The organism is Plesiomonas sp. PI-19 (assembly GCF_021368255.1).
Taxonomy (GTDB): domain Bacteria; phylum Pseudomonadota; class Gammaproteobacteria; order Enterobacterales; family CAMTGL01; genus Plesiomonas; species Plesiomonas shigelloides.
In genome coordinates, this window is the sequence record NZ_JAJNMQ010000001.1 from 2,796,936 (window position 1) to 2,818,631 (window position 21,696).

The 21,696-nt window shown below is 55.5% G+C and carries 19 protein-coding genes; 1 reads left to right on the forward strand and 18 read right to left on the reverse strand.

What is annotated here, in order from left to right:
- Window positions 1–14: 14 nt before the first annotated feature.
- From LQ901_RS12455 to LQ901_RS12485, 7 genes are all read right to left on the reverse strand, one after another.
- Window positions 15–851: a DUF1338 domain-containing protein gene (locus LQ901_RS12455; RefSeq protein ID WP_233672288.1), complete on the reverse strand. Its 837-nt coding sequence runs from the start codon at window positions 849–851 to the stop codon at window positions 15–17.
- A gap of 19 nt (window positions 852–870) precedes the next feature.
- The gene (gene astD / locus LQ901_RS12460; protein WP_233672289.1) at window positions 871–2,334 is read right to left on the reverse strand and encodes a succinylglutamate-semialdehyde dehydrogenase; all 1,464 of its coding nucleotides are present in this window, start codon (window positions 2,332–2,334) and stop codon (window positions 871–873) included.
- Between the two features lie 30 nt (window positions 2,335–2,364).
- Window positions 2,365–3,384, reverse strand: coding sequence for an arginine N-succinyltransferase (gene astA, locus LQ901_RS12465; protein ID WP_064977125.1), 1,020 nt, complete (start codon window positions 3,382–3,384; stop codon window positions 2,365–2,367).
- A gap of 9 nt (window positions 3,385–3,393) precedes the next feature.
- A complete protein-coding gene (locus LQ901_RS12470) occupies window positions 3,394–4,704 on the reverse strand; it encodes an aspartate aminotransferase family protein (RefSeq protein ID WP_255698411.1) in 1,311 nt (436 codons plus the stop codon).
- 261 nt (window positions 4,705–4,965) lie between these two features.
- Window positions 4,966–5,541, reverse strand: coding sequence for an aminodeoxychorismate synthase component II (locus LQ901_RS12475; RefSeq protein ID WP_047707105.1), 576 nt, complete (start codon window positions 5,539–5,541; stop codon window positions 4,966–4,968).
- 338 nt (window positions 5,542–5,879) lie between these two features.
- Entirely contained in the window at window positions 5,880–6,206 is a 327-nt protein-coding gene (locus LQ901_RS12480) for a YmgD family protein (protein ID WP_233672290.1), read from the reverse strand.
- Between the two features lie 33 nt (window positions 6,207–6,239).
- On the reverse strand, window positions 6,240–6,569 hold the full coding sequence (locus LQ901_RS12485; protein ID WP_081632834.1) for a glycine zipper family protein: 330 nt from the start codon (window positions 6,567–6,569) through the stop codon (window positions 6,240–6,242).
- 333 nt (window positions 6,570–6,902) lie between these two features.
- Here LQ901_RS12485 and tsgA point away from each other — a divergent pair, with 333 nt between their 5' ends.
- A complete protein-coding gene (gene tsgA / locus LQ901_RS12490; RefSeq protein ID WP_233672291.1) occupies window positions 6,903–8,081 on the forward strand; it encodes an MFS transporter TsgA in 1,179 nt (392 codons plus the stop codon).
- 104 nt (window positions 8,082–8,185) lie between these two features.
- On the opposite strand, the gene LQ901_RS12495 is transcribed toward tsgA, so the two are convergent.
- The 11 genes from LQ901_RS12495 to aroB all read right to left on the reverse strand — a co-directional run bounded on the left by LQ901_RS12495 (window position 8,186) and on the right by aroB (window position 21,686).
- Entirely contained in the window at window positions 8,186–9,760 is a 1,575-nt protein-coding gene (locus LQ901_RS12495; RefSeq protein WP_010862763.1) for a PAS domain-containing methyl-accepting chemotaxis protein, read from the reverse strand.
- A 387-nt stretch (window positions 9,761–10,147) separates the two neighbouring features.
- Window positions 10,148–10,753, reverse strand: a complete 606-nt coding sequence (locus LQ901_RS12500; protein WP_084977966.1) for a LysE family translocator — start codon at window positions 10,751–10,753, stop codon at window positions 10,148–10,150.
- A 304-nt stretch (window positions 10,754–11,057) separates the two neighbouring features.
- On the reverse strand, window positions 11,058–11,405 hold the full coding sequence (locus LQ901_RS12505; protein ID WP_036769217.1) for a YegP family protein: 348 nt from the start codon (window positions 11,403–11,405) through the stop codon (window positions 11,058–11,060).
- Between the two features lie 138 nt (window positions 11,406–11,543).
- Complete coding sequence (locus LQ901_RS12510) at window positions 11,544–13,013, reverse strand: VWA domain-containing protein (RefSeq protein ID WP_233672292.1); 1,470 nt, start codon at window positions 13,011–13,013, stop codon at window positions 11,544–11,546.
- The gene (locus tag LQ901_RS12515) at window positions 13,000–14,631 is read right to left on the reverse strand and encodes an AAA family ATPase (protein WP_230403017.1); all 1,632 of its coding nucleotides are present in this window, start codon (window positions 14,629–14,631) and stop codon (window positions 13,000–13,002) included. The genes LQ901_RS12510 and LQ901_RS12515 overlap by 14 nt, the downstream gene beginning before the upstream one ends.
- Window positions 14,632–15,493: 862 nt before the next feature.
- Entirely contained in the window at window positions 15,494–16,516 is a 1,023-nt protein-coding gene (gene trpS / locus LQ901_RS12520; protein WP_039045979.1) for a tryptophan--tRNA ligase, read from the reverse strand.
- 61 nt (window positions 16,517–16,577) lie between these two features.
- Window positions 16,578–17,264, reverse strand: coding sequence for a phosphoglycolate phosphatase (locus LQ901_RS12525; protein ID WP_010862769.1), 687 nt, complete (start codon window positions 17,262–17,264; stop codon window positions 16,578–16,580).
- Window positions 17,261–17,932 (reverse strand): ribulose-phosphate 3-epimerase, encoded by a 672-nt coding sequence (rpe, locus tag LQ901_RS12530; protein ID WP_233672293.1) that lies wholly within the window; start codon window positions 17,930–17,932, stop codon window positions 17,261–17,263. The genes LQ901_RS12525 and rpe overlap by 4 nt, the downstream gene beginning before the upstream one ends.
- A gap of 67 nt (window positions 17,933–17,999) precedes the next feature.
- On the reverse strand, window positions 18,000–18,833 hold the full coding sequence (gene dam / locus LQ901_RS12535) for an adenine-specific DNA-methyltransferase (protein ID WP_010862771.1): 834 nt from the start codon (window positions 18,831–18,833) through the stop codon (window positions 18,000–18,002).
- A gap of 74 nt (window positions 18,834–18,907) precedes the next feature.
- Window positions 18,908–20,590 carry an SPOR domain-containing protein gene (locus tag LQ901_RS12540; protein ID WP_233672294.1) on the reverse strand — a complete coding sequence of 561 codons (1,683 nt, stop codon included), beginning with the start codon at window positions 20,588–20,590 and terminating at the stop codon, window positions 18,908–18,910.
- Between the two features lie 10 nt (window positions 20,591–20,600).
- Complete coding sequence (gene aroB / locus LQ901_RS12545) at window positions 20,601–21,686, reverse strand: 3-dehydroquinate synthase (protein WP_233672295.1); 1,086 nt, start codon at window positions 21,684–21,686, stop codon at window positions 20,601–20,603.
- Between the last annotated feature and the right edge of the window lie 10 nt (window positions 21,687–21,696).

Genomic DNA, 21,696 nt, shown 5'->3' on the forward strand with positions numbered 1-21,696 from the left:
TGTGGTAGCGAGTGTTAGTGCTGGCGGGTATCGGTACTGCTAAAGATGCTGGTTGCCGAACTTTCGACAAAGCCTTGGAACAAGGTGCCATCTTCTTGCGGATAACGCAGGGCAAACTCATAAAAGCAGCCCGGAATGGCGCAGGGTTGGTCACTAAAATGCACCATCACCGGATCGGCGAGCGTGGCGGACTGCTCCAGCTTCTGCGCTGGTGAGCCTTTGATCACCCCACCTTGCTGATTCAGCGCAATCGCATGTTGCTCAAGTAAGGCATTAAACTGCGGCAAGGTATGAAAATCTTGCAGGTCATTGACCGATAAGGTGAAGTGATTAGCGCGAAAACCGAATGCTGCCAGCCACGCGGCATACTCGCTCTCCGCCAGCAGCAACTGGTAATCCGCCAGCGACAATTGCCAGAGCCGACCGGCCGCCAAGCCGAGGGGGCTATCGAATATATTTTCCGGTAATTGCGCCACCAGCGCCGCAATCAACTGCTGCGCCAACGGTGAGAGTTGGTCAACTTCCAGCTGGGAGATGAAAATCTTCGGTTGGCGCGGATCGAGGTGTTCCAGATGCACAGCGGTGAGCTTGCGTTCGACAAACTGATAGTGCCCTTCCACGCTGTAACCGAGCGCATCGAACAACGGCAATAACCGAGATAAACCGGTCGCCGGTAGATTGAAGGTGCGCAGCGCCAGATGGTCATTAATCAGCGCCGCATCCTCGCCCAATAAGCGATTGACCTCACTCACCACCGGCGTGATGGCAATATAGTCTTGCCACCAGCGCTGTAACAAACCATCTAAGTCACTGCCCGCGGTGCTGGGGTTATCCAGAATGAAGTTTCCCATGCTAATCCTCCTCTGCCTGTCAGAGTGTTAACCCGGGACTAAGTTGAGCCGGCAAGGTGGCATGCTCCAATTCCAACGAGGCAACCGGATAGGCGCAGTAATCGGCGGCATACAGTGCCGAGGGCCGATAGTTACCGGACGCACCACAGCCACCGAAAGGCGCAGCACTCGACGCGCCGGTCAGTGGACGATTCCAGTTGACGATCCCGGCGCGGATCTGAGTACGAAACTGCTGATACAGCGCCGGATCATCACTGAACAAGCCCGCCGCTAGCCCGTAACGGGTCTGATTGGCCCACTCTAGCGCTTGCGCAAAGTTCTGATAACGCTGCACTTGTAACAAAGGCCCAAAATACTCTTCATCCGGTAACGCGCTCACTGCGCTAACATCCAAAATCCCTGGCCGTAAAAAAGCCGGCCCTAATGCAAGCGGCTGCAACGGTAACAACGCTTTAGCGCCCAATGCCAGTAGCTGCTCTTGCGCCTGCAGCATCTGCGCGGCCGCGGCATTGCTGATCAGCGGCCCACAAAATGGCTCTGGGCGCTGCTCTGGCGCGCCGATCAGTAACTGCTGAGTGGCCTGCACTAAGCGCTGTAGTAGCGCATCGCCCTCATCACCAATCGGTAAAAGCAAGCGGCGTGCACAGGTACAGCGCTGGCCGGCGGTCAGAAAGGCCGATAGCAGGATGTCATGCACCACTGCTTTATGATCGCTCACCTGCTGCACGATCAGCGGGTTATTCCCCCCGAGCTCCATCGCCACAATGCGCTGCGGGAACGCCAGCGATTGCTGCGCCAACAACCGTCCGGTACGCGCACTGCCGGTAAACAGCAGACCATCAAGCTCCGGCGATGCCGCCAGCGCAGCGCCAACCGACACGCCACCTTGCACCAGATTCACTACGCCATCCGGTAGACCGCTTTGTTGCCACAGCAATGCCAGCGCCTCGCCAGTCGCCGGCGTCAGCTCGGAGGGTTTAAACACCACCGTATTCCCAGCCAGCAGCGCTGGCATGATATGCCCATTAGGCAGATGGCCGGGGAAATTGTACGGGCCAAACACCGCCATCACCCCGTGCGCGCGGTGGCGTACATGCGACACCCCCTGCGCCATCGGCTGCTGCCACTCACCACTGCGAGTTTGGTAAGCACGCCAAGAGATCTCGGCTTTGCCCAACATGGCGGCCAGCTCATTACGACTTTCCCACAGCGGTTTACCGGTTTCGGCGCTGATCAAGCCGGCCAACCAGCTTTCTTGCTGACACACCTGCTCATTAAAATTCTGCAGATAGACAAAACGCTCATCAGGGCTAAGTTGCTGCCACGCCGGCCATGCAGCGCGCGCCGCCTTGAGCGCGGCCTGCACTTGCGCCTCGGTGGCTGCAGCACCTTGCCACAGCAACGCACCACTGGCCGGATTGTACGAATGCAGGACGCCCCCTTCCCCCGGTAACCAGCGGCCATCAATCAATAAACCGGACATGACGCCTCCTTGAATGCGCTGTGGTGCGCGTTATAACGGCAAAATCCGCACGCGGTCGCCGTCACTGATCTGCAAAAGCTGCGCGCTCTCGTGGCTGATATGCGCCTCGTGCAGCTCTTCATCCACCGAAACCATCCCCAAACAGGCACGAAAACGCTGGAAACGGGTCGAACTGATTAAGTGCAAACTGCCGCGGGTGGTATCTTCCATCACGCACGCTTTCATGCGCCGACTGTGCCGTACGGCACGGATGTCATTGCGCGCACACTCCACGGTCGGGCCGGCATCGAAGATGTCGACATAGCCGCGATGGTGAAAGCCCTCTTCCAGCAGTAACTGCAACGCCGGTCGAGTTTGTGGATGCACTTGCCCAATCACCGCCTGCGCTTCAGGGCTGAGCAAGTTGATATAAATCGGGTGGCGCGGCATCAGTTCAGCGATAAAGCGCTTGTTTCCCGTGCCAGTGAGGCGATCGGCAGTACTGAAATCGATGTCGAAAAAGTGGGTGCGTAACCACTGGAAAAACGGCGAATCGCCGTGTTCATCCGAAATCCCACGCATCTCGGCAATCACGGTTTCGGCAAAACAGGCGGCGAATTCGGCGATAAACAGCAAGCGGCATTTTGACAGCAATTTGCCATGCTGACCGTGGCGATAAGCCGGCAGCAAAAACAGCGTGCACAGCTCGGTGACACCGGTGTAATCATTGCACAGGGTTAAGGTTTCTACGGTTTTGTAGACATTCAGCTCGCGCGAAACATGCACCGCCTTGGCGCGGTGATAGCTGTAAAAGGGGTGCGCCAAACCGACACAAGACTCAATCGCCGTAGTACCCACCACCTGACCGGTGTCAGTATCTTGGGCGACAAACAAAAAATCATACTCCCCAGGCGCAGTGGGATGAGCAGCAAATGCCTGCTCGGCCTGCGTAATACGCTCAAGCAGGCGCGCCTCATCAGCCGGCAATGAGGTAAAGCCAAAGCCAGAGGCCTGTGCACACTGCATCAACGCCGCCAAATCGGCGCGGGTAACCGGACGGACGACCAGCATAGCGCCTCCTCACCCAGCACTGAGGCCAGATTGGCTACTCGCGGATGTCGGCATACAAACGCGGCGAATCGCCGCCCGCAAGCGTGCCATCCCCAACTCAATATCCTGCTCCTCAATCACCAATGACGGCGCAAAGCGCAGGACATCGGGTCCGGCCATCAGCAGCATCAGCCCTTCTTCGGCGGCCGCATTTAAAAAGGCCTTCGCTTGCCCGATATAGGGCGCTTGTAGCTCAGCGCCAATCAGCAGCCCTAAACCACGGATCTCGCGAAACAGACCGAACTCCTGATTGATAGCCTGCAACTGCTGATGAAACTGTCGCGCCCGCAGCAACACGCCCTCTTGCACACTCGGCGTATTGACGGTGCGCAGCACGGTATGCGCCACCGCACAGGCTAACGGATTACCGCCATAGGTCGAACCATGGGTGCCGACCGTCAAACTGGAGGCAAACTCACTGGTGGTCAGCATAGCGCCGATCGGAAAGCCGCCGCCTAATGCTTTGGCGGTGGTGAGAATATCCGGCGTCACCCCATATTGCATGTAGGCATACAAACTGCCGGAGCGGCCAACGCCGGTCTGCACTTCATCGAAAATCAGCAGGGCGTCATGCTGATCGCACAGCTCACGCAGCCCACTTAAAAACGCTTCCGTGGCCGGAATGACTCCGCCTTCCCCTTGCACCGGCTCGACCATCACCGCGCAGGTGTGATCGCCGATCACGGCGCGCACCGCAGCCAGATCGTTATACGGCACATGGATGATGTCCGCCGGTTTGGGGCCAAAACCATCGGAGTATTTCGGCTGCCCGCCGGTACTGACGGTAAAAAAGGTGCGACCATGAAAGGCCTGCCGAAAGGCGATAATCTGAGTTTTATACGGCGAGTGATGGTCGATGGCGTAACGGCGCGCCAGTTTGAGCGCCGCCTCATTGGCTTCTGCCCCTGAATTGGCCAAAAAGACTTTACCGGCAAAAGTGTGCGTCACCAGATACTGCGCCAGCTGCAGTGCCGGCTCGTTGGTGTAGACATTGCTCAGGTGCCACAGGGTTTGCCCCTGCTGCAGCAAGGTTTCCACCAGCGCCGGATGGCAATGTCCGAGCGCATTCACGGCAATGCCACCGGTAAAATCGATGTACTCTTTACCCTGCTGATCCCACACCCGTGAGCCTTGGCCACGTACCGGAATAAAGGCCGCGGGCGCATAACACGGCACCATCAGCTGATCAAAACAGGCGCGCTTAACAGCACTCGCGCGGGGCGATAATGCTGTTAGAGGGGATAACAACGGGGAATCTGAAACTGCCGGGTCTTCACGCATACGCCGCTCCTCGCCAGACTGTCCGGCGCCGACGCGCCTCGCATTAACATTAAGTTAACACGAGTTTTTCGCTTTTGCCTATGTGCCGGCTCGCATTTCCTCTCTGTCGCAACTCATCACCGCTGACCTATGCTGGCGCATCATAGCGCCGCACGCGGCATACGCTGGCACAGCAAATCGAGGCAAAGCGCAACAGAATGGCCGATAAAATGCGGCTAACGTCAGTAAAAATGAGAGGAAAAGAGGGAAAACGCTGGGCAATTAGCCAGCGATAAAATTGGCCAGCAAGCTATGCCCTTGCTCGCTCAAGATGCTCTCGGGATGGAACTGCACCCCTTGCAGCGGTAAATGGCGGTGTCGGATCCCCATGATTTCATCAAAGCGACCATCACGCTCACTCCAAGCCGTAATATCAAAACAATCCGGCAGTGAATCAGCCTCCACCACCAGTGAGTGATAACGCGTGACCGACAGCGGATCGGGCAAGCCCTCAAAGACGCCTAAACCGGTATGCCGGATGGCCGAGACTTTGCCATGCATCACCTGCCGCGCCCGTACCACCTTGCCGCCAAACACCTGCGCCAGCGCCTGATGACCTAGGCAGACACCGAGGATCGGCAAACGCTCCGCAAAATGGCGGATAGCCGCCAGCGACACCCCTGCCTGATCGGGCGTGCAAGGCCCCGGGGAAATAACCAAATGGGACGGCGCAAGCTGCTCGATATCCGCCAGCGTTAGGCTATCGTTGCGGCGTACCATGACCTCACAGCCCAGCTCGCAAAAGTACTGGTACAGGTTATAGGTAAAAGAGTCATAGTTATCGATAAGCAGCAACATAAACACTCGCGCCTGAGGCAAAAAACAGCGGAAGAAAACCGCGCAATGCGGCGTGTCGCTGCGGTTATACCCAGATTGCGGATGAAAATCAATCTGATAACCCAGCCGCTAAACTTCAGATAAGGGGGCGGTCACGCCATGCTCCACTACGCCGCTACCGGTATCGATACCCACCGCAATACCCGCATCTTTACCCAGATATACCGGCGATCGCGTGCGCTAGGCGAACCATCGCTGCGCGGTGGGCGTAAACCCCAGATAACAAAACGGGAAGCCACTGGCCTCCCGTTTTTCTCTCCCGGCCGACCAAAATCAGTCGGCAAGCACACACGCAGTGATTACAGTTTTTCGCCTGCCAGCTGACGCATGGCGTTATCCATCGCGGTGATCAGCAGCATTTGTGGATCTTTGGCGCAGAACGAGTTCAGGTTCTCGATCACTTTCTTGTCAGTGTCGGCAGATTTGGCAATCTTCAGGTTACGGGTTTCAACGCTCGCGTTACCCATCATCGCCACCAGATCAGCAACATCTTGGCTGTGCTCTTTTGCCATCGCACCAGCTTCAGCACAAGTGATGTACACATCGGCTGGCAAACCTGCATCGGCATTCGCCCATACGGCTGGAGCTGCGGTAACCGCCAGAGCAAACAATACTGCCTTTTTCATCTTTTTTATCCTGTAATCTGTTTACAACTAAAATCAGTTAATGCGGCCCAGAATCGCGCCACCAGCACCACCCACGGCAGCACCTTTCAGCGCACCTTCAATACCGTTGCCAGACAGCAGACCTGCTGCGGCACCCGCGATCGCGCCCACTTTGGCGCCTTTACGGGCTTTCTTACCTTTTTTACCGTCTTCGGTCATAGCACCAACACCAGCACCAAATGCTGCGCCTTTCAGCACGCCATTCACGCCCTGACCAGAAACCAGACCTACTGCAGCGCCAACCATTGCGCCTTTGGTCAGGCGGTTAGCCGCCAGTGCCGCTGGAGCAGACAGCAGGGAAGCTGACGTCAGCAGAACAATCATTAAACGCGAAACACCAGTACGGGATAACATGTGTATCTCTCCTGTTCACCGAAATGTGATCCTTACTCTTGTGCTAGTCACACTGACTACCCAGAGCAGGTTTTCTTATGCTCGGCACGATACTCTGTGGCAGACCGCTTGTTTTGTCATTTCGTGGCATTAGCCCCTCATAGGGGATAAAAAAACAGGTCGCATACCTCCAGATCACAGTTTCCTGCGCTTTTGTCGGACTTAATATGCTATTTTAGTGATCCAGAACACAAAATCGCGCAATCGTTTCACATAGACTTCGCGCTTTTCATTTTTCCTTCTTTTCAATTACGGTAATTTGCGATGAGCACAATGAACCGCCTCCGGTTAACCTGGATCAGTTTTCTGTCATTCGGTTTAACCGGTGCCTTAATCGTTGTCACCGGTATCGTGATGAATTCGGTTGCCGACTTCTTTCATATTCCGCTGGCGAGCATGGGGAATACCTTTACCTTCCTCAATACCGGTATTCTGGTAGCCATTTTCCTCAATGCCTGGCTAGTCCACATCATTTCGCTGAAACGCCAACTGAGTATCGGTTTCGTACTGATGCTGTTTAGCGTGGTCGGCCTGATGTTCAGCAAAGGGCTGATGCTGTTCTCCCTGTGTATGTTTATTCTCGGGGTCGTGAGCGGTATTACCATGTCGATTGGTACTTTCCTGATCACCCAGCTGTACCATGGCCGTCGCCGTGGTTCGATGCTGCTGATCACCGACTCATTCTTCAGCATGGCGGGGATGATTTTCCCAGTGGCGGCCGGTTATATTCTGGCGAGTCACGCTGCGTGGTATTGGGTATATGCGCTAATTGGCGTGGTGTATCTGGCGATTTACCTGCTGACCATGACCTCCGAATTCCCACCGCTGCATAAAAACGACAGCGATGGCAACGCGGTCATTAGCAGTGAACGCTGGGGCACTGGGGTGTTCGTGATTGCCGCCGCTGCGCTGTGCTACATCCTCGGTCAGATGATTTTCATCTCTTGGCTGCCAGATTATGTCAGCACCCAATTTAGTATGAGCGTGGAAAAAGCTGGCGCACTGGTCGGTAGTTTCTGGATGGCCTACATGATTGGGATGTGGATTTTCAGTGTGATCGTGCGCTTTTTTGACCTGTACCGTCTGGTGCTTGGTCTGACGCTGCTGGCTGCGCTCGCCATGTATGTGTTCATTGGCGATAACAGCGGTCACTACCTGCATATCAGCATTATTGCTCTGGGCTTTGTGTCGAGCGCCATTTATACCTCGCTGATCACGCTGGGTTCGCAGCAGACCAAGGTGTCTTCACCGCGTCTGGTGAACTTCATCCTGACCAGCGGCACCGTTGGTACTATGCTGACTTTCGTCGTCAGTAGCCCGATTATCCATCACTATGGGCCGAAAGTGGCGCTGTGGAGTGCCAACGGTCTGTATGCGGCGGTATTTGTCCTGACCGCACTGCTGGCGATGTTCACTCAGCACCGCAACCACGGTCACGTCTAACTGCTAGACGATATACCGCTCGGCAGAAAAGTCTGCCCATAAAAAAACCGGCCTTAGCCGGTTTTTTTTGTTTCTGCATGGCAAATACGCTTAGGCATCACACCTTAAATCGCGCGTTCAAATTGCAGCATCAAACGGCGCATCGCTTCCAGCTGCGCGACCAACTGACGCGTGCTGTCTACCGATTGATCACTGCTGCCAGCGGTGGCCACCGTTAGCTGATTGATATTCTCGATGTTGTGCGAGATCTGATCATTCATCTTGGCCTGCTCTTCTACCGCATCGGCAATCTGTCGGCTGCTGTCAGTCACTTGGTTGAGCACTTCGTTAATTTGCACCAAACGATGACCGGTTTCCGCCGCTTGCTGATTGCACTGCTCCGACAACGACGTCCCGCGCTCGACCGCTTCCACCGCCTGCGCCGCAATCGCCTGCAAGCGGGTGATCATCTGCTGAATTTCGCCGGTCGATGACTGGGTTTTCTGCGCTAAAGAGCGCACCTCATCGGCAACCACAGCAAAACCACGCCCTGCTTCTCCGGCGCGCGCCGCTTCAATCGCCGCGTTCAGCGCCAGCAAGTTGGTTTGATCGGCAATCGCGCCAATCACATCCAAAATCCCTTCAATTTGGGTACTGCTTTGCGACAAATCGTGGATCACTTGCTTGGAGTTATCCAACTCTTCATGCAAGGCATGCACCGAATTGATGGTGGTTTCGACGCTCTGCTGGCCTTCGCGCGAAATCTGCTGTGCTTGGGTGGTGATGCTCGACGCCAGCGCCGCGCTTTCCGCCACTTCATGAATCGAGGACGACATCTGATCCATCGCCACGCTCACATGCTCAGTCGCCAGCATTTGCTGACGCAAGTTGGACTCAATCTGCTGGCTATTCTGTAGCTCTTGCTCGGCGGCCGTTAAAATGCGGCCAGAGGTTTCGGTCGCCCGCCCGACAATCGCCCGTAACTCAGCCTGACGCATCTTCAAGGCCAGTTCAATCACCGAAAAATCATCAAAGCGGCCGGTGTACACTTTTTCCATCAATGGGTTGTCATAGGTCTTCTGCGCCAGTTGCTGCAAAGTGCGCAGCCGCCCCACCAGATACACACTCACCGCGCCGGCCAAGCCACAGCCCAGCAAGCCCAATCCACCGGTCAGGGATAGCCCCTGCTGCCATAGCGCAATACCTTGCAACAACACACTGCCAAGTGTTAAGACCGGCAACCCTGCCATTAACGCCAGACGGCGTAAGCGTGGCGTTTTATTACGCCGCAAATCGGCATACAGGGCTTCTGCGCGCGCCACACTTTCGCGATCGGGCTTACTGCGCACCGATTGATACTCGATGACCTCGCCACGCGCATTGAGAATCGGGGTAACAAAGGCCGATACCCAGTAAAAGCCGCCATCTTGGCAACGGTTCTTAACCAGCCCCATCCAGCTCTTACCGGCACGAATATACTGCCAGAGCTGAGCAAACGCCGGTTTCGGCATATCCGGATGACGAACGATATTATGCGGCTGGCCCTCGAGCTCCTCAGGCTGATAACCGGCTACCTGACAAAAATTCTGGTTAGCATAGGTGATCCGGCTATCCGGCGTGGTGGTCGAAATCAGATTCAGTCGGGCATCATAATCGACTTCCGTCGCCGCTCCGGCGCTAAAGCCTTGTGGTATCGTCATAAAAGATCCGCTGTAGTCCCATTTTGTGATGTATGCCGCTGCACCCGCGCGCGCATAGAAGTAATATATAATGGGATATTGTTAATACTTGATTAAATAGGTGACACAAAAAAGTGGAACCCCAAAATGCATTGCGATAACACCGCATGGAACGTTGTTTTGTTCCGGCGTTTTGCTCCGGCGGCTGATAGCATCCACCAAGCAAATGGACGCGTATGCAACCACAAGCATAACAAAGGGCGAGAGATGAGCCTACGCGATTAGCTCACCTTGCTTAGGCTAGCGGTAGCATCCACCCACTTATCAGACATATCTATAGCGGCCACCACCGTGTAAAACTTGAGTAAAGCCGCCGGCTGCGCGCGGTTTGCATGCATGACGTGGGTTTTACAGCAGCAGTAAACGACCGGCCACCACCAGCAGCACGACGCCCATCGCGCGATCCAGCCACTTACCGGCTCGCACCAACTGGCGGAAAATCAGCGGCTGCGAGATCAGTAACACCACCAGCGCATACCAGCCGCCATCAATCACTCCCGCCGTAGTGGTGATCAGCAGTTTATCGCTCACCGAAAACCCCTCTTGCAAAAACGGGCTGAACAGCGCGACAAAAAACAGCATCAATTTAGGGTTGGTAAACGAGAATAAAAAGCCATCCAGCAAACCATTCCGGCGCGGTCCACTCGCATTGCTTTCCAAACCGCTGATCCCTTGGCTGCGCAGCGCGCCCCAAGCAAAATATAGCAAACACACAATGCCGATGCCTTTGATGACCAAGAGCATTTGCGGATGAGTGTGTAGCAACGCGCCGAGGAAAAAAGCAGTCGCCAGCGCATACAGCGCCACACCGGCACCATGTCCGATCGCGGTGAGTAAACCTGTAATCGGCCCACTGCGTGAAGTATTGCGGATCACCAGCGCCAAGCTCGGCCCTGGGCTGACCGCGCCCAACATCAAAATACAGGCCAGTGAAAACCATTCGGTGAGGGTCATTGCATCATCCCTGAATGTGCTGCCATGGTGGGCAGGCAAAAGAATCCAAAACAAAACGACAGACTCGCCGGTCTGCCGCTTGTTAACACCCAATTACCTTACCGCAAAATCAGCGCCACGGCATCCTGCCGTGCTCCGTGTACCCTGTTCGGGGTGTGGGGTGATAGAAGTGCGGCTATCATGCACACGGTTATCATGCACGTCAGCGCGAACAGCAGGCGTAAACTCAGTTTCGACGCTATGCGCCTGACGGTATCTCTGCGATGCCTTCTCCCCCCCCCCCTATTTACCTGCTACCAGCGACTCATTTATCCACAACCGTCAGATCGCGAATGTCGGTGCTGACGCCATTTTTCATCACCGAGTGGATCCCGTTTTGTGCCGAGACATCCGAAGAGTAGAGCTGACTTTGCCCGATCACCTGATGGTTACGTGCTTTGAGGACAAAATAGGGTTTATTGGAGCTGGCGACTTTCAGTTCAAAATGCGCCTCGTCCGTGGCATTTTTCTGCACCGACTCGATACCATTTAGCGCCGCCGCCTTCGTGGTATAGCGTTCGCTGGTCAGAATAATTTCGCCATTACTGGCTTTCAGATTAAACATAAACTGACCATCGCTGGCTTTTTTCAGTTCGAAATGTCCAATCATAATCGTGCCTCGCTGTGATACCTGCCCCGCCTGTGTGCAGCGCACACAAATGCCTGTCTCATTAAAAATAGACCGCGCAGCTCAAAGCGGACAATTTTATTTTATCTGTCATTGCTGGCAGGCTACGCCGCCAGAAAAAACTCAGCGCTGGCGGCGTAACAAACGCCCATAGACCCCACCACTGCGCTGCCACACCGAGTCAAACAGGGCCAGTAACGACGGGTTACCTTGCGCCGACAAGGCCACCGCATGCAGCCGATTACCCGCCGCCGCCAACTGCGGTAATTGTTGCTGGATCTCCAGCCCACAACGGGGCGCGATAAAATCAGAAATCACCACGATATCGGCATTGTGGTAGGCCTGTTGCTGCAAACGCGCGATAGCTTGTGACAGACAGCGGTTTAAATCCGTCCCACCGAGGAAACGATAGGATAGAAACGCCTTCGCCTGACTAAGCCCCTCAGTACCGCACAGCTCGAAGCCCACCACTTGGGTTGAGAAAATCAACACGTGACAATGACGATTTTGCGCTACCGCCTGCTGCATTAAGGCCAGCGTCAGCGCTTTGGCGCAGCGCTCAGGAAAACCGGCCATTGAGCCCGACGTATCCACACACACCACAAAGGGGCCACCGGCCACCAAATCTTGCGGTGCGCGCGCTGCCGGCGTGGCCTGTGGCGCGGGCCTTTTCTGCCACTGCAAGCCTTCTAGCTGATAACTCAGCAGCTGCCCTTCAGCCAGTTGTTTATAAAATAGGTATTCCAGCTCATCCACCGACAACATCACCGCCGATGTGGTCAGCAGGCGCTCTAAATCGCGCCCGAAACGGATCCCGGCCACCTCTTCTGGCGCTGGATCGGGCTGAGGCCGTGGACTGCTTCCCTGCTGCAATAATTTGCGCCGCCGCTCCTCATCAGCGCGTCGGCCAAGCTCCGCGGCAATCTGTTGCAACTCGGGCTGACGCGCCAACCAGCGCGCGAGAGCGTCCAGCTCATGCATCTCTTGCTGACTCAAGCTGGCATCGGCCATATCCCATAAACGTCCGGCCTGCTCCGCATCGCCCGGTGGCACCAGCTGCGACAGCTGCTCGGTGGCCTGCATGCGCCGGTACAATTGCTGTAACTGCTCTTCACGCGCCTGATCCAGCCACTGTAGCTGTTCGGCCAGCACATCTTCATCCAGATAGTGTTGCCAGCGCTGCATAAAATCGTGACGTAACGACTCCAGCTCCGTCGGCGACGGCGCGCTGTTCATCGCCTGTACTAAAGGTTTCACCGCCTGCTCTAGCGGGGCGATACCCTTAATTTGTAAACGCAGCGCCTCCAGATGGGTCAGAAACTCCCCCATCTCCATGGTCTCGTAGCTGTGAAACAGCCCCAGCGTATGCAGCGCGGTTTGCGACAACTGCTGATGCACAATCACCAGACTCATCCGCTGCTTCCAGCGCTCAACCTCACGCTGCATCAATCCGCCCAGCCAGCCACCTTGACCACTGCTTTGCCCACGCGTGGCGCGCGCCACGCCTTGCTCAAGTTGCTCCGCCGCGCCAGCAACCCGCTTGGCGACCTGCGCTAGCGCCCCTTGCTGTAGTTCGTCGTCACGCAGAGGCATGCTCTTTCACTCGTTGATAGCAGGTCTCCAGCGCCGTCAGCTCCTGCGCCAACTGGGTCAGCTCCTGCAAGAGCTGATCAAGACTGGCCTGAATTTGGTCGATAAAAATCTGATCGGCAAAGTGATGCGGTAAGGTGTGGGTAAACTGACTACGTGCCAGCATCAGTTGCTGATACAGTTTTTGCTGCATGCTGGCCAGCTCATCCAGCTCTTGTTGCCACGCCTGCTCGGTATGAGCGCTGACCGGCCAGATCCCACTGATGCCCAGTGGAATATCTTGATTGCGGGTATCGCGCACCACCAGCTGCTGTCGACTGTCGAGAGCAAAGCTCAAGTGCTGCACGCTGGTCTGGGTATTCACAAAGGCCGCAATGGTGCCGCTGCCGCGCAGCAGCTGCTTTTGTAACTCCTGCGGGTCGACCAGAATCTGGTACGCCGCCTCGGCCGGCTGCGTGGAGAGCTGCGCCTGAGGCAATAGCGGGATCAACCGCAGCAAGCCTTTATGCGCCATGTGCCGATACTGCCCCGCATGGGTCAGATCCAGCTGATAACGCTCACCCCGCAGACCGCTGCTTTTTTTCAGCGCCGGACGCACCGCTAAGCGCCGCGCCTCTTGCTGACGCGCCACTTGCTCTTGCAAATGGCTGATTTGCAATGCCAGCTCGCGCTGCTCGTAGGCTTCCTCACGGGCATATTCACCGATTAAAGCGCGGATAAAATCGCGGGTCGGCAAATCCCGCCACAGGCAATTCACCAAAATCAATAAATCCGGCGGCGTGATCTGACTGCGACCATTAAAAAAGGCACAGGCACGCAGCAAGTAAATGGCTTTTTTCCAGCGTCGATCGGAGATGTACAGATCCAGCTCCGGCGCTAACGCCTGCTTTTCTTCCAGCCGCGTTTTGATGAAATAAATTTTCTCAAAACACGGATCCGGTAACTGCACCTGCGGGATCTGTTGCTGCCACTCCTGATACTCCTGCTCCGAGATTTTCAGCTCCGGCGGTACTGGATCGCGATACACATCGTCGGCCGCCACCACCATCGAGCGAAAATTGTCTTTCTGCTCCACCTTGCCGACATACACCCGCAGCAACATGCGATCGTAAAACGGGTCTAATCCGCCTTGTGGATCAGGCAATTCATTGGAAGCGGTGAGCAACAAACGCATCGGCAAACGCAGGGTTTGGGTACCGTTACGAAACAAGCGCTCGTTCAGCACGGTCAGCAGGGTATTCAAAATCGCGGGGCTGGCTTTCCAGATCTCATCCAGAAACACAATATGGGAAGACGGCAGATAGCCCTCGGTCAGACGCACATACTGCCCTTGCTCTTTGAGCGCCTGAATCGACAATGGCCCAAACACCTCTTCCGGGGTGGAAAAGCGGGTCATCAGGTATTCAAAGGTGCTGGCCTCTTTAAAGGCGCACATCAAACGGCGGGCGATCAGACTTTTACCGATCCCGGGAGGCCCGAGCAGGAAAATACTCTCCCCGGATAACGCGGCCAGCAGGCTGAGTTTGAAGGCATTTTGGCGCTCGTACACGCCCTCACACAGATGGTGGTTTAAACGGCTGACTCGGCTGTTCAGACGTTCACCTTGTTGCGCTGAAAACATCACGTACTGTTCCTTCTGCGCCCACCGCTAACGGAGAATTCTCCACACGGCGGGATCCGCACGATGCCGGTGCTCACTCTGCGCACCGACATACCCCTGTTACAAAGTGAAAAGTTACACAGTGAAAAATGACCGCGTGAAAAGCGGCAAAACAACAATCGCCACAAAGCACGGTCTTATCAGTTATGGGCATCCCCATAACTGATAATGAATAAATATGTAATCGTATCGTTACAGTAGTACTGCTCTGTTCGGTGCACCGTAAGATACGCCGTACAGGGCGACGCCCCATGGTAGGGTTATTATTCGTGAGGTTATGCCTAAACCTAGTGACTTGACCAAATCTTGTCAATCAATCTGATGACAGCCGATTGCAACTCATTTTCACCAAAGATAAAAGACCAACACAATCAGCGACATTTATTAACAGCGCTGAGCTAGCCTGCGCGAGAAAATCACGTTTTATTCCGGCAGCTTTGCTGTCGCACGTTAATGAAATGTAGTCCCTAGAGCGATATTTATGCACATCATCGCATATTGTTATTTTGTGTAACGTCACACTCAAACGTTGAAAAAATATGCAGGGATTATGCAAAAACGAGGCATTCAAAAACTAGAGTGTGACCCAAGCGAAGAGTGCGCAATCCGCAGAAGACACATTAGCCGAGCACAAAACATACTCGACGAGGTGATAAGGAAGGATAAAAAAAAACGGCCAGACGCGAAACGCGCCGGCCGGCTTACATCATTGATTCATTGTGCGGATGAATGTTCGCTATCAAACGCTCTATCACTCACCCGCGCACGAAGTGGAAGTGCGCTTGATGAGAGCAATTGATGAGTGCGAATGATTGCTCCGCCATTACGGGCGCGCGACAAAACCTACGGCGTCGTACACTTTCGCCAACGTCTCGGCGGCGCGCGCAGAGGCTTTCTTCGCCCCCTCACGCATCACCTGCTCCAGATACGCTTCGTCAGCACGATAAGCGTGGAAGCGCTCTTGCAGCTCGGTCAGCATCCCGGATACCGCATCGGCTACTGCGCCTTTCAAGTGGCCGTACATTTTGCCTTCGAATTCCTGCTCCAGCTCGGCAATGGTTTTGCCAGTTACGCCAGACAGAATATCTAGCAGGTTCGATACCCCTGGTTTTTGTGCCACGTCGTAACGCACCACTGGCGGCTCTTCCGAGTCGGTCATCGCACGTTTGATTTTCTTGGTGACTGACTTTGGATCTTCCAGCAGGCCAACCACGTTATTGCGGTTGTCATCGGACTTAGACATCTTCTTGGTCGGCTCGAGCAGTGACATCACGCGCGCGCCCACTTTTGGAATAAATGGCTCAGGGATGCGGAAAATCTCACCGTACAGCGCATTAAAGCGCTGCGCCACATCACGGCTCAGCTCCAAATGCTGCTTCTGATCTTCACCAACCGGCACTTGTGCGGCTTGATACAGCAGGATATCGGCCGCCATCAGCACCGGATAATCAAACAGACCAGCGGTAATGTTCTCAGCATAACGGCTGGATTTGTCTTTGAACTGGGTCATGCGGCTCAGCTCACCAAAATAGGTGTAGCAGTTCAGCACCCAACCTAACTGCGCATGCTCTGGCACATGTGACTGAACAAAGATGGTGCTCTTTTCTGGGTCGATACCACAGGCCAAATACAGCGCCAGCGTATCTAAGGTTGCCTTGCGCAGGGTGGCCGGATCTTGACGAACAGTGATGGCGTGCAAGTCCACGATACAGAACAGGCACTCATACTCATCCTGCATCTTCACCCACTGACGCAGCGCACCCATATAGTTACCGATGGTCAGTTCGCCGGAAGGCTGCACGCCGCTTAATACAACCGGTTTTTTGCTTACAGTGGGTTCACTCATCACTACTCTTCCTAAAATTCAATGCTCTAACCTGATCCGCGTCGGCGATAGCCGGTGACTCTCAGCGGTCAATGCCTAGCGCCGGTAATAAACCGGTAAACTGATGTAATACCAAATCCGGCTCACTCAATGCAATGGATTCGCCGTAATTGTATCCATAACTGAGGCCAACGCTCAGACAACCGGCCGCTTTGGCCGCTTTAATGTCATTTTCTGAGTCGCCGACAAACAGTAATTCTTGAGGGCGCAGCCCCAGTGTGCCGAGAACCAGATACAGTGCCGCCGGATGCGGTTTACGTACCACCACATCATCGCCGCCCAGCACTACACTGAAATAATCGCTTAAGCCGAATTTTTCCAGCAGCGGGCGCACAAAGGCACTCGGTTTGTTGGTCACGATCCCCAGCGGCAGCCCTTGCTGACGCAAGCGTGCTAAGGTGTCCAGCACCCCGGCATACAAGCGGCTACCGACGGTCAAATTGGCGGCGTAATGCTTATCAAACAAGGCGCGCGCTTCACGCAGTTGCTGACGCTCAGGGACAAACCCCTCTTGCGCCCACGTCAACGCCCGCTTCACCAGTATATCGGCCCCGTTACCAATCCATTCCCGCACCCGATTTTCACCGGCTTTCGGATACTGCAGCTCTTCGAGCATCAGATCCACCGCCAGCGCCAAATCCGGTACGCTGTCAATCAGAGTGCCATCGAGGTCAAAGACCACGCTGCGCACCCCGGAAAAACGCATCATACCGCCAACTCCAGCTCCGCGCGCATCTGAGCAATCACCGCCGCGTAATCTGGCTGGCTGAAAATCGCCGAGCCGGCCACAAACATATCCGCGCCAGCCGCTGCTATGTCACGGATATTATCGACTTTCACCCCGCCATCGATCTCCAAGCGGATATCGTGGCCACTGGCATCAATGCGACGACGCACTTCGCGCAGCTTATCCAGCGTGGCGGGAATAAACGACTGACCGCCAAAGCCTGGATTCACCGACATCAGCAAAATCACATCCAGCTTATCCATCACATAATCCAGATAGCTCAGCGAAGTAGCTGGGTTGAGCACCAGACCGGCTTTACAGCCACAATCTTTAATCAGTTGCAAGGTGCGATCGACATGCTCAGAGGCTTCCGGATGGAAGGTGATGTAGGTGGCGCCCGCTTTGGCAAAATCTGGGATGATGCGATCAACCGGTTTTACCATCAGGTGCACATCAATCGGCGCAGTAATGCCGAAGTTGCGCAGAGCCTGACACACCATCGGGCCAATCGTCAGATTCGGCACGTAATGGTTATCCATGACATCAAAGTGCACCACATCAGCACCGGCCGCCAATACCTTGGCTACGTCTTCCCCCAAACGGGCGAAGTCCGCCGATAAAATTGATGGCGCAATGAGGAAATCCTTCATCTTCCAGCTCTCCAGCAAATCAATCGTAAAAGGTCACCACCACCATGAGCGCAATTTGCGCCCACCGTCACCCCGCTTTACGTCCGCCGGACGTAAACAGCGCCAACAGCTCGCCGACTTTATTGCGGCTACCGCCATTACGGCTAATGGTGCGCTTAACCTGTACCACATTCAATTGCGCCCCTTGATACAGGCGGCGCGTCAACGGCGTATCGTGATTGGAGATCAGAACCGGCACCCGCTGATGGGCTGCAATCTGATCGGCCAGCTCGGCCAAGGTGGCCTGATCATCGAGCGAAAAGCCGTTGCTGTGGTACGTGGTAAAGTTCGCGGTGGTCGAAAGCGGAGCATACGGCGGATCGCAGTACACCACGCAGTGTTTATCTACCCGCGCCAAAGTCTGGGCATAACTTTCACACACAAAGGTCGCGCGCTGCGCCTTGTGCGCAAAAAAGCGCAGCTCTTGCTCTGGGAAATAGGGTTTCTTGTACGACCCGAACGGCACATTAAAACCGCCTTTCAGGTTGTAACGACACAGGCCATTAAAGCCATGCCGGTTCATATACAGAAAAATCACCGCGCGACGATAAGGATCAACCGTCTGATTAAACTCATCGCGCAGGCGGTAATAGGCTTCCGCGCAGTTATGCTCGGGGGTAAACAACTGACGGGCATCGGCGATAAAGCTGTCTACATCCTGCTTGACCAGATTGTAGAGATTGATCAGATCGCTGTTGATGTCCGCCAGCACATACTCTTCAAAATCGGTATTCAAAAATACCGAGCCAGCGCCGACAAACGGCTCAATCAGACACTGCCCCGACGGTAAGTGGCGGCGGATTTCATCAACCAGGCTGTACTTGCCCCCGGCCCATTTGAGAAACGCGCGGTACTTCTTCATGCTGTGTGTTCTGCCACTTCTAGACTGCATTAAAGCGGCTAATTGTACTCAGTTTAATTAGCCGCTGCAGTGGGTTATTGCGCCCGCTTCAGTTCAGTTTGCACCTGGCGGTATGACTTCACCCACGGTTGATCCGCTTTCATTGCCGTTGGCAGGGTGTTAATCGCCTGCTTGGCTTGGGCTACCGTTGGATAATTGCCCATGATCACCACGTACCAAGCCCGTCCATTACGGCGTGTTTCATACACCCGTAATTTGGAAGCCAAGCCACTTTTCTCAACAAAATGCCACGCATCTTTGAGCGAATGGGAGCCCGACAGCTGCACGGTATAGTGCTTCGGTGATGCTTTTTCCAGTTCAGTATCACCGCTCAGGCGGCTGCTGTGACGACGCTTGCTGCTGGCTGACTTGGCAGCCGTTTCTTTTGCTGCCGTCGCTTTGGCGTTGTCGGCTTTCGCTGACTCGGCACGCTTGGCCGCCGCCGCTTGCTCAGGGCTGATCGCCGTCGAAGCACTATCACTTGTGCTGGTCGCAGCCGGCTTGGCTTCCTCAGCGGCATTTGCGTTAGTGGCTGGCGCTGTCGGGGTGGCCGCTTGCTGAACTTGCTGCTCAGCCGCCACCAGCGCATCCACCACGTTGCCCGGTAACACCACGCGCTTGCCAGTTTGCGGCAGGATCTGGGCCTGTGTAGTTTCGCCCGGCTCTGCTGGCGCAGTGATTTGCGCCACCGGACTTTGCTCGGTCAAGCGCACTTGTTCGTTTTGCTGAATCGGCTCGACCTCACCGCTATTGAGACGGCCTTTAACGTCTGGGACCGGATCCAATGGCGCACCATCGACCTTCGGCAATACTTTTTCCGCGCTTGACGCATCGCTTTGGCCACCTAACGGCTGGCTGGAGACGGATGCGGCGCGATCGCCTGGGGTAAAGGTGGATTTGGCAGGCGCGGAGTGCTCTAACAGCCACACCCACGTACCGGCGCCCAGTGCCAGCAGCACCAAGACAGCTAAGCTGATCAGGCCAACGCGTGAGCGAGACTCTTTGGCGCGCTGTGCCCGCGGTTTAGGCAATAAATCGGGCTCAGGCTCTGGTAACAACGGCTTTTCCGCCGCCGCCAGCACCGCGCCTGGGCGCAATGCTGTACCCAGCAACGCTTCTGCATCCTGCGCCGGACGCTGCGCACGGACTAAAGCAGCCTTCATCAAGGTCAAGGCTTCGGCGCGGGTCAGCTGCGGCACATCGATGGTCATTTGCGCCACACCCTGCTGCGCCGGCAGCGCTTTGATGCGCTCAGCCAACCCCTCGGCTGGGCCAAACAGCACCACAGCACAACGACGATTACCGGCCTGACGGCTGGTACCCGCCAGTTGCCATAACTCCATCAACATGGCGTCAGACAACAGCTGCGCATCATCGACAATAATCAGCAGATCGCGACGCCCTTCGCGGGCAAGCTCTGGCAAAAATTCGGCCAGCGGCGTGGCATCATCGTAAGCGGCTTGATCTACCAGTTGATGTACCAGTAATGAGCGCACCAAGGTATCTGCCTGATCTTTACGACCGGCAAGCAGCGCACAACGTACCCGCTCGGGATCTTGCTCATCCAGCAGATGTTGGGCCAAAAAGCTCTTTCCGGCCCCTTCTGGTCCGCTGATATGAATAAACGGTGAGCCAAAGCGGCTCAGAAAACGGACGCGTGAGAGTACTTGAGTCTGCGAGTCCAGCTCAACCCACAGACGAGAGGGTGTGTTTTCCATCGAATTCTACTTAACCCCGGCATTCGGCAATCGCTGCCAGAACAACCTGTTGATCGGTTCCGCTGACGACGCTGGCCTGTCCGATCCCGTGTGGTAAAACCAGACGCAGCGTGCCCGCCAGCACTTTCTTATCCCGCAACATATGCGGCAGATAAGCGTCTGCCGCCATGGCAGCGGGGCCTTGCACAGGAAGACCGGCGCGCTGTAACAAGGCGCGTAGCCGTGCTACATCAGCATCAGTGGCCAGCTCCAGATGACGCGACGTGACCATCGCCATCATCATTCCAGCCGCGACCGCTTCGCCATGCAGCCAAACGCCGTAGCCCATCTCCGCTTCAATAGCGTGACCAAAGGTGTGTCCCAGGTTCAGCAACGCGCGCTGCCCCTGTTCGGTTTCATCTGCCGCCACCACCTGCGCCTTCAGCTCACAGCAGCGACGCAGACAATAGGTCACCGCCTGCGGCTCCAGTGCCAGCACCTGCTCCAGATGCTGCTCTAACCAAGCAAAAAATGCGCCATCAATGATGACACCATACTTGATCACTTCCGCCAAACCGGCCGCAAACTCCCGCGCCGGTAAGGTACGCAGGGTATCGGTATCCATCACCACCGACACCGGCTGGTGAAACGCCCCGATCATGTTTTTACCCAGCGGATGATTAACCGCCGTTTTTCCGCCAACGGAAGAGTCTACCTGCGCCAACAGCGTGGTCGGGATCTGGATAAACCGTACCCCGCGCTGATAACAGGCCGCCGCAAAACCAGTCAGATCGCCAATCACACCACCGCCAAGCGCCACCAACGTGGTATCTCGGCCATGATTGCCGGCCAGCAAGACAGAGAAAACCTGATCCAAAATGGTCAAGGTTTTGTACTGCTCACCATCGGGCAACACCAGCGTCTCGACCTGACAACCCAGCGTGCGCAAGCTGTGGCACACGGTCTGCAGATACAAAGGCTCTAGCGTGGTATTGGTCACCACCATCACTTTGTCACCCGCGCGCAGCGGATGAAAAGAAGCCGGGTGCGAAAGCAGCCCGGCTTGAATCGTGATAGGGTAGCTACGTTCCGCCAATTCTACGGTGATCCTTTCCATGGCATAACTT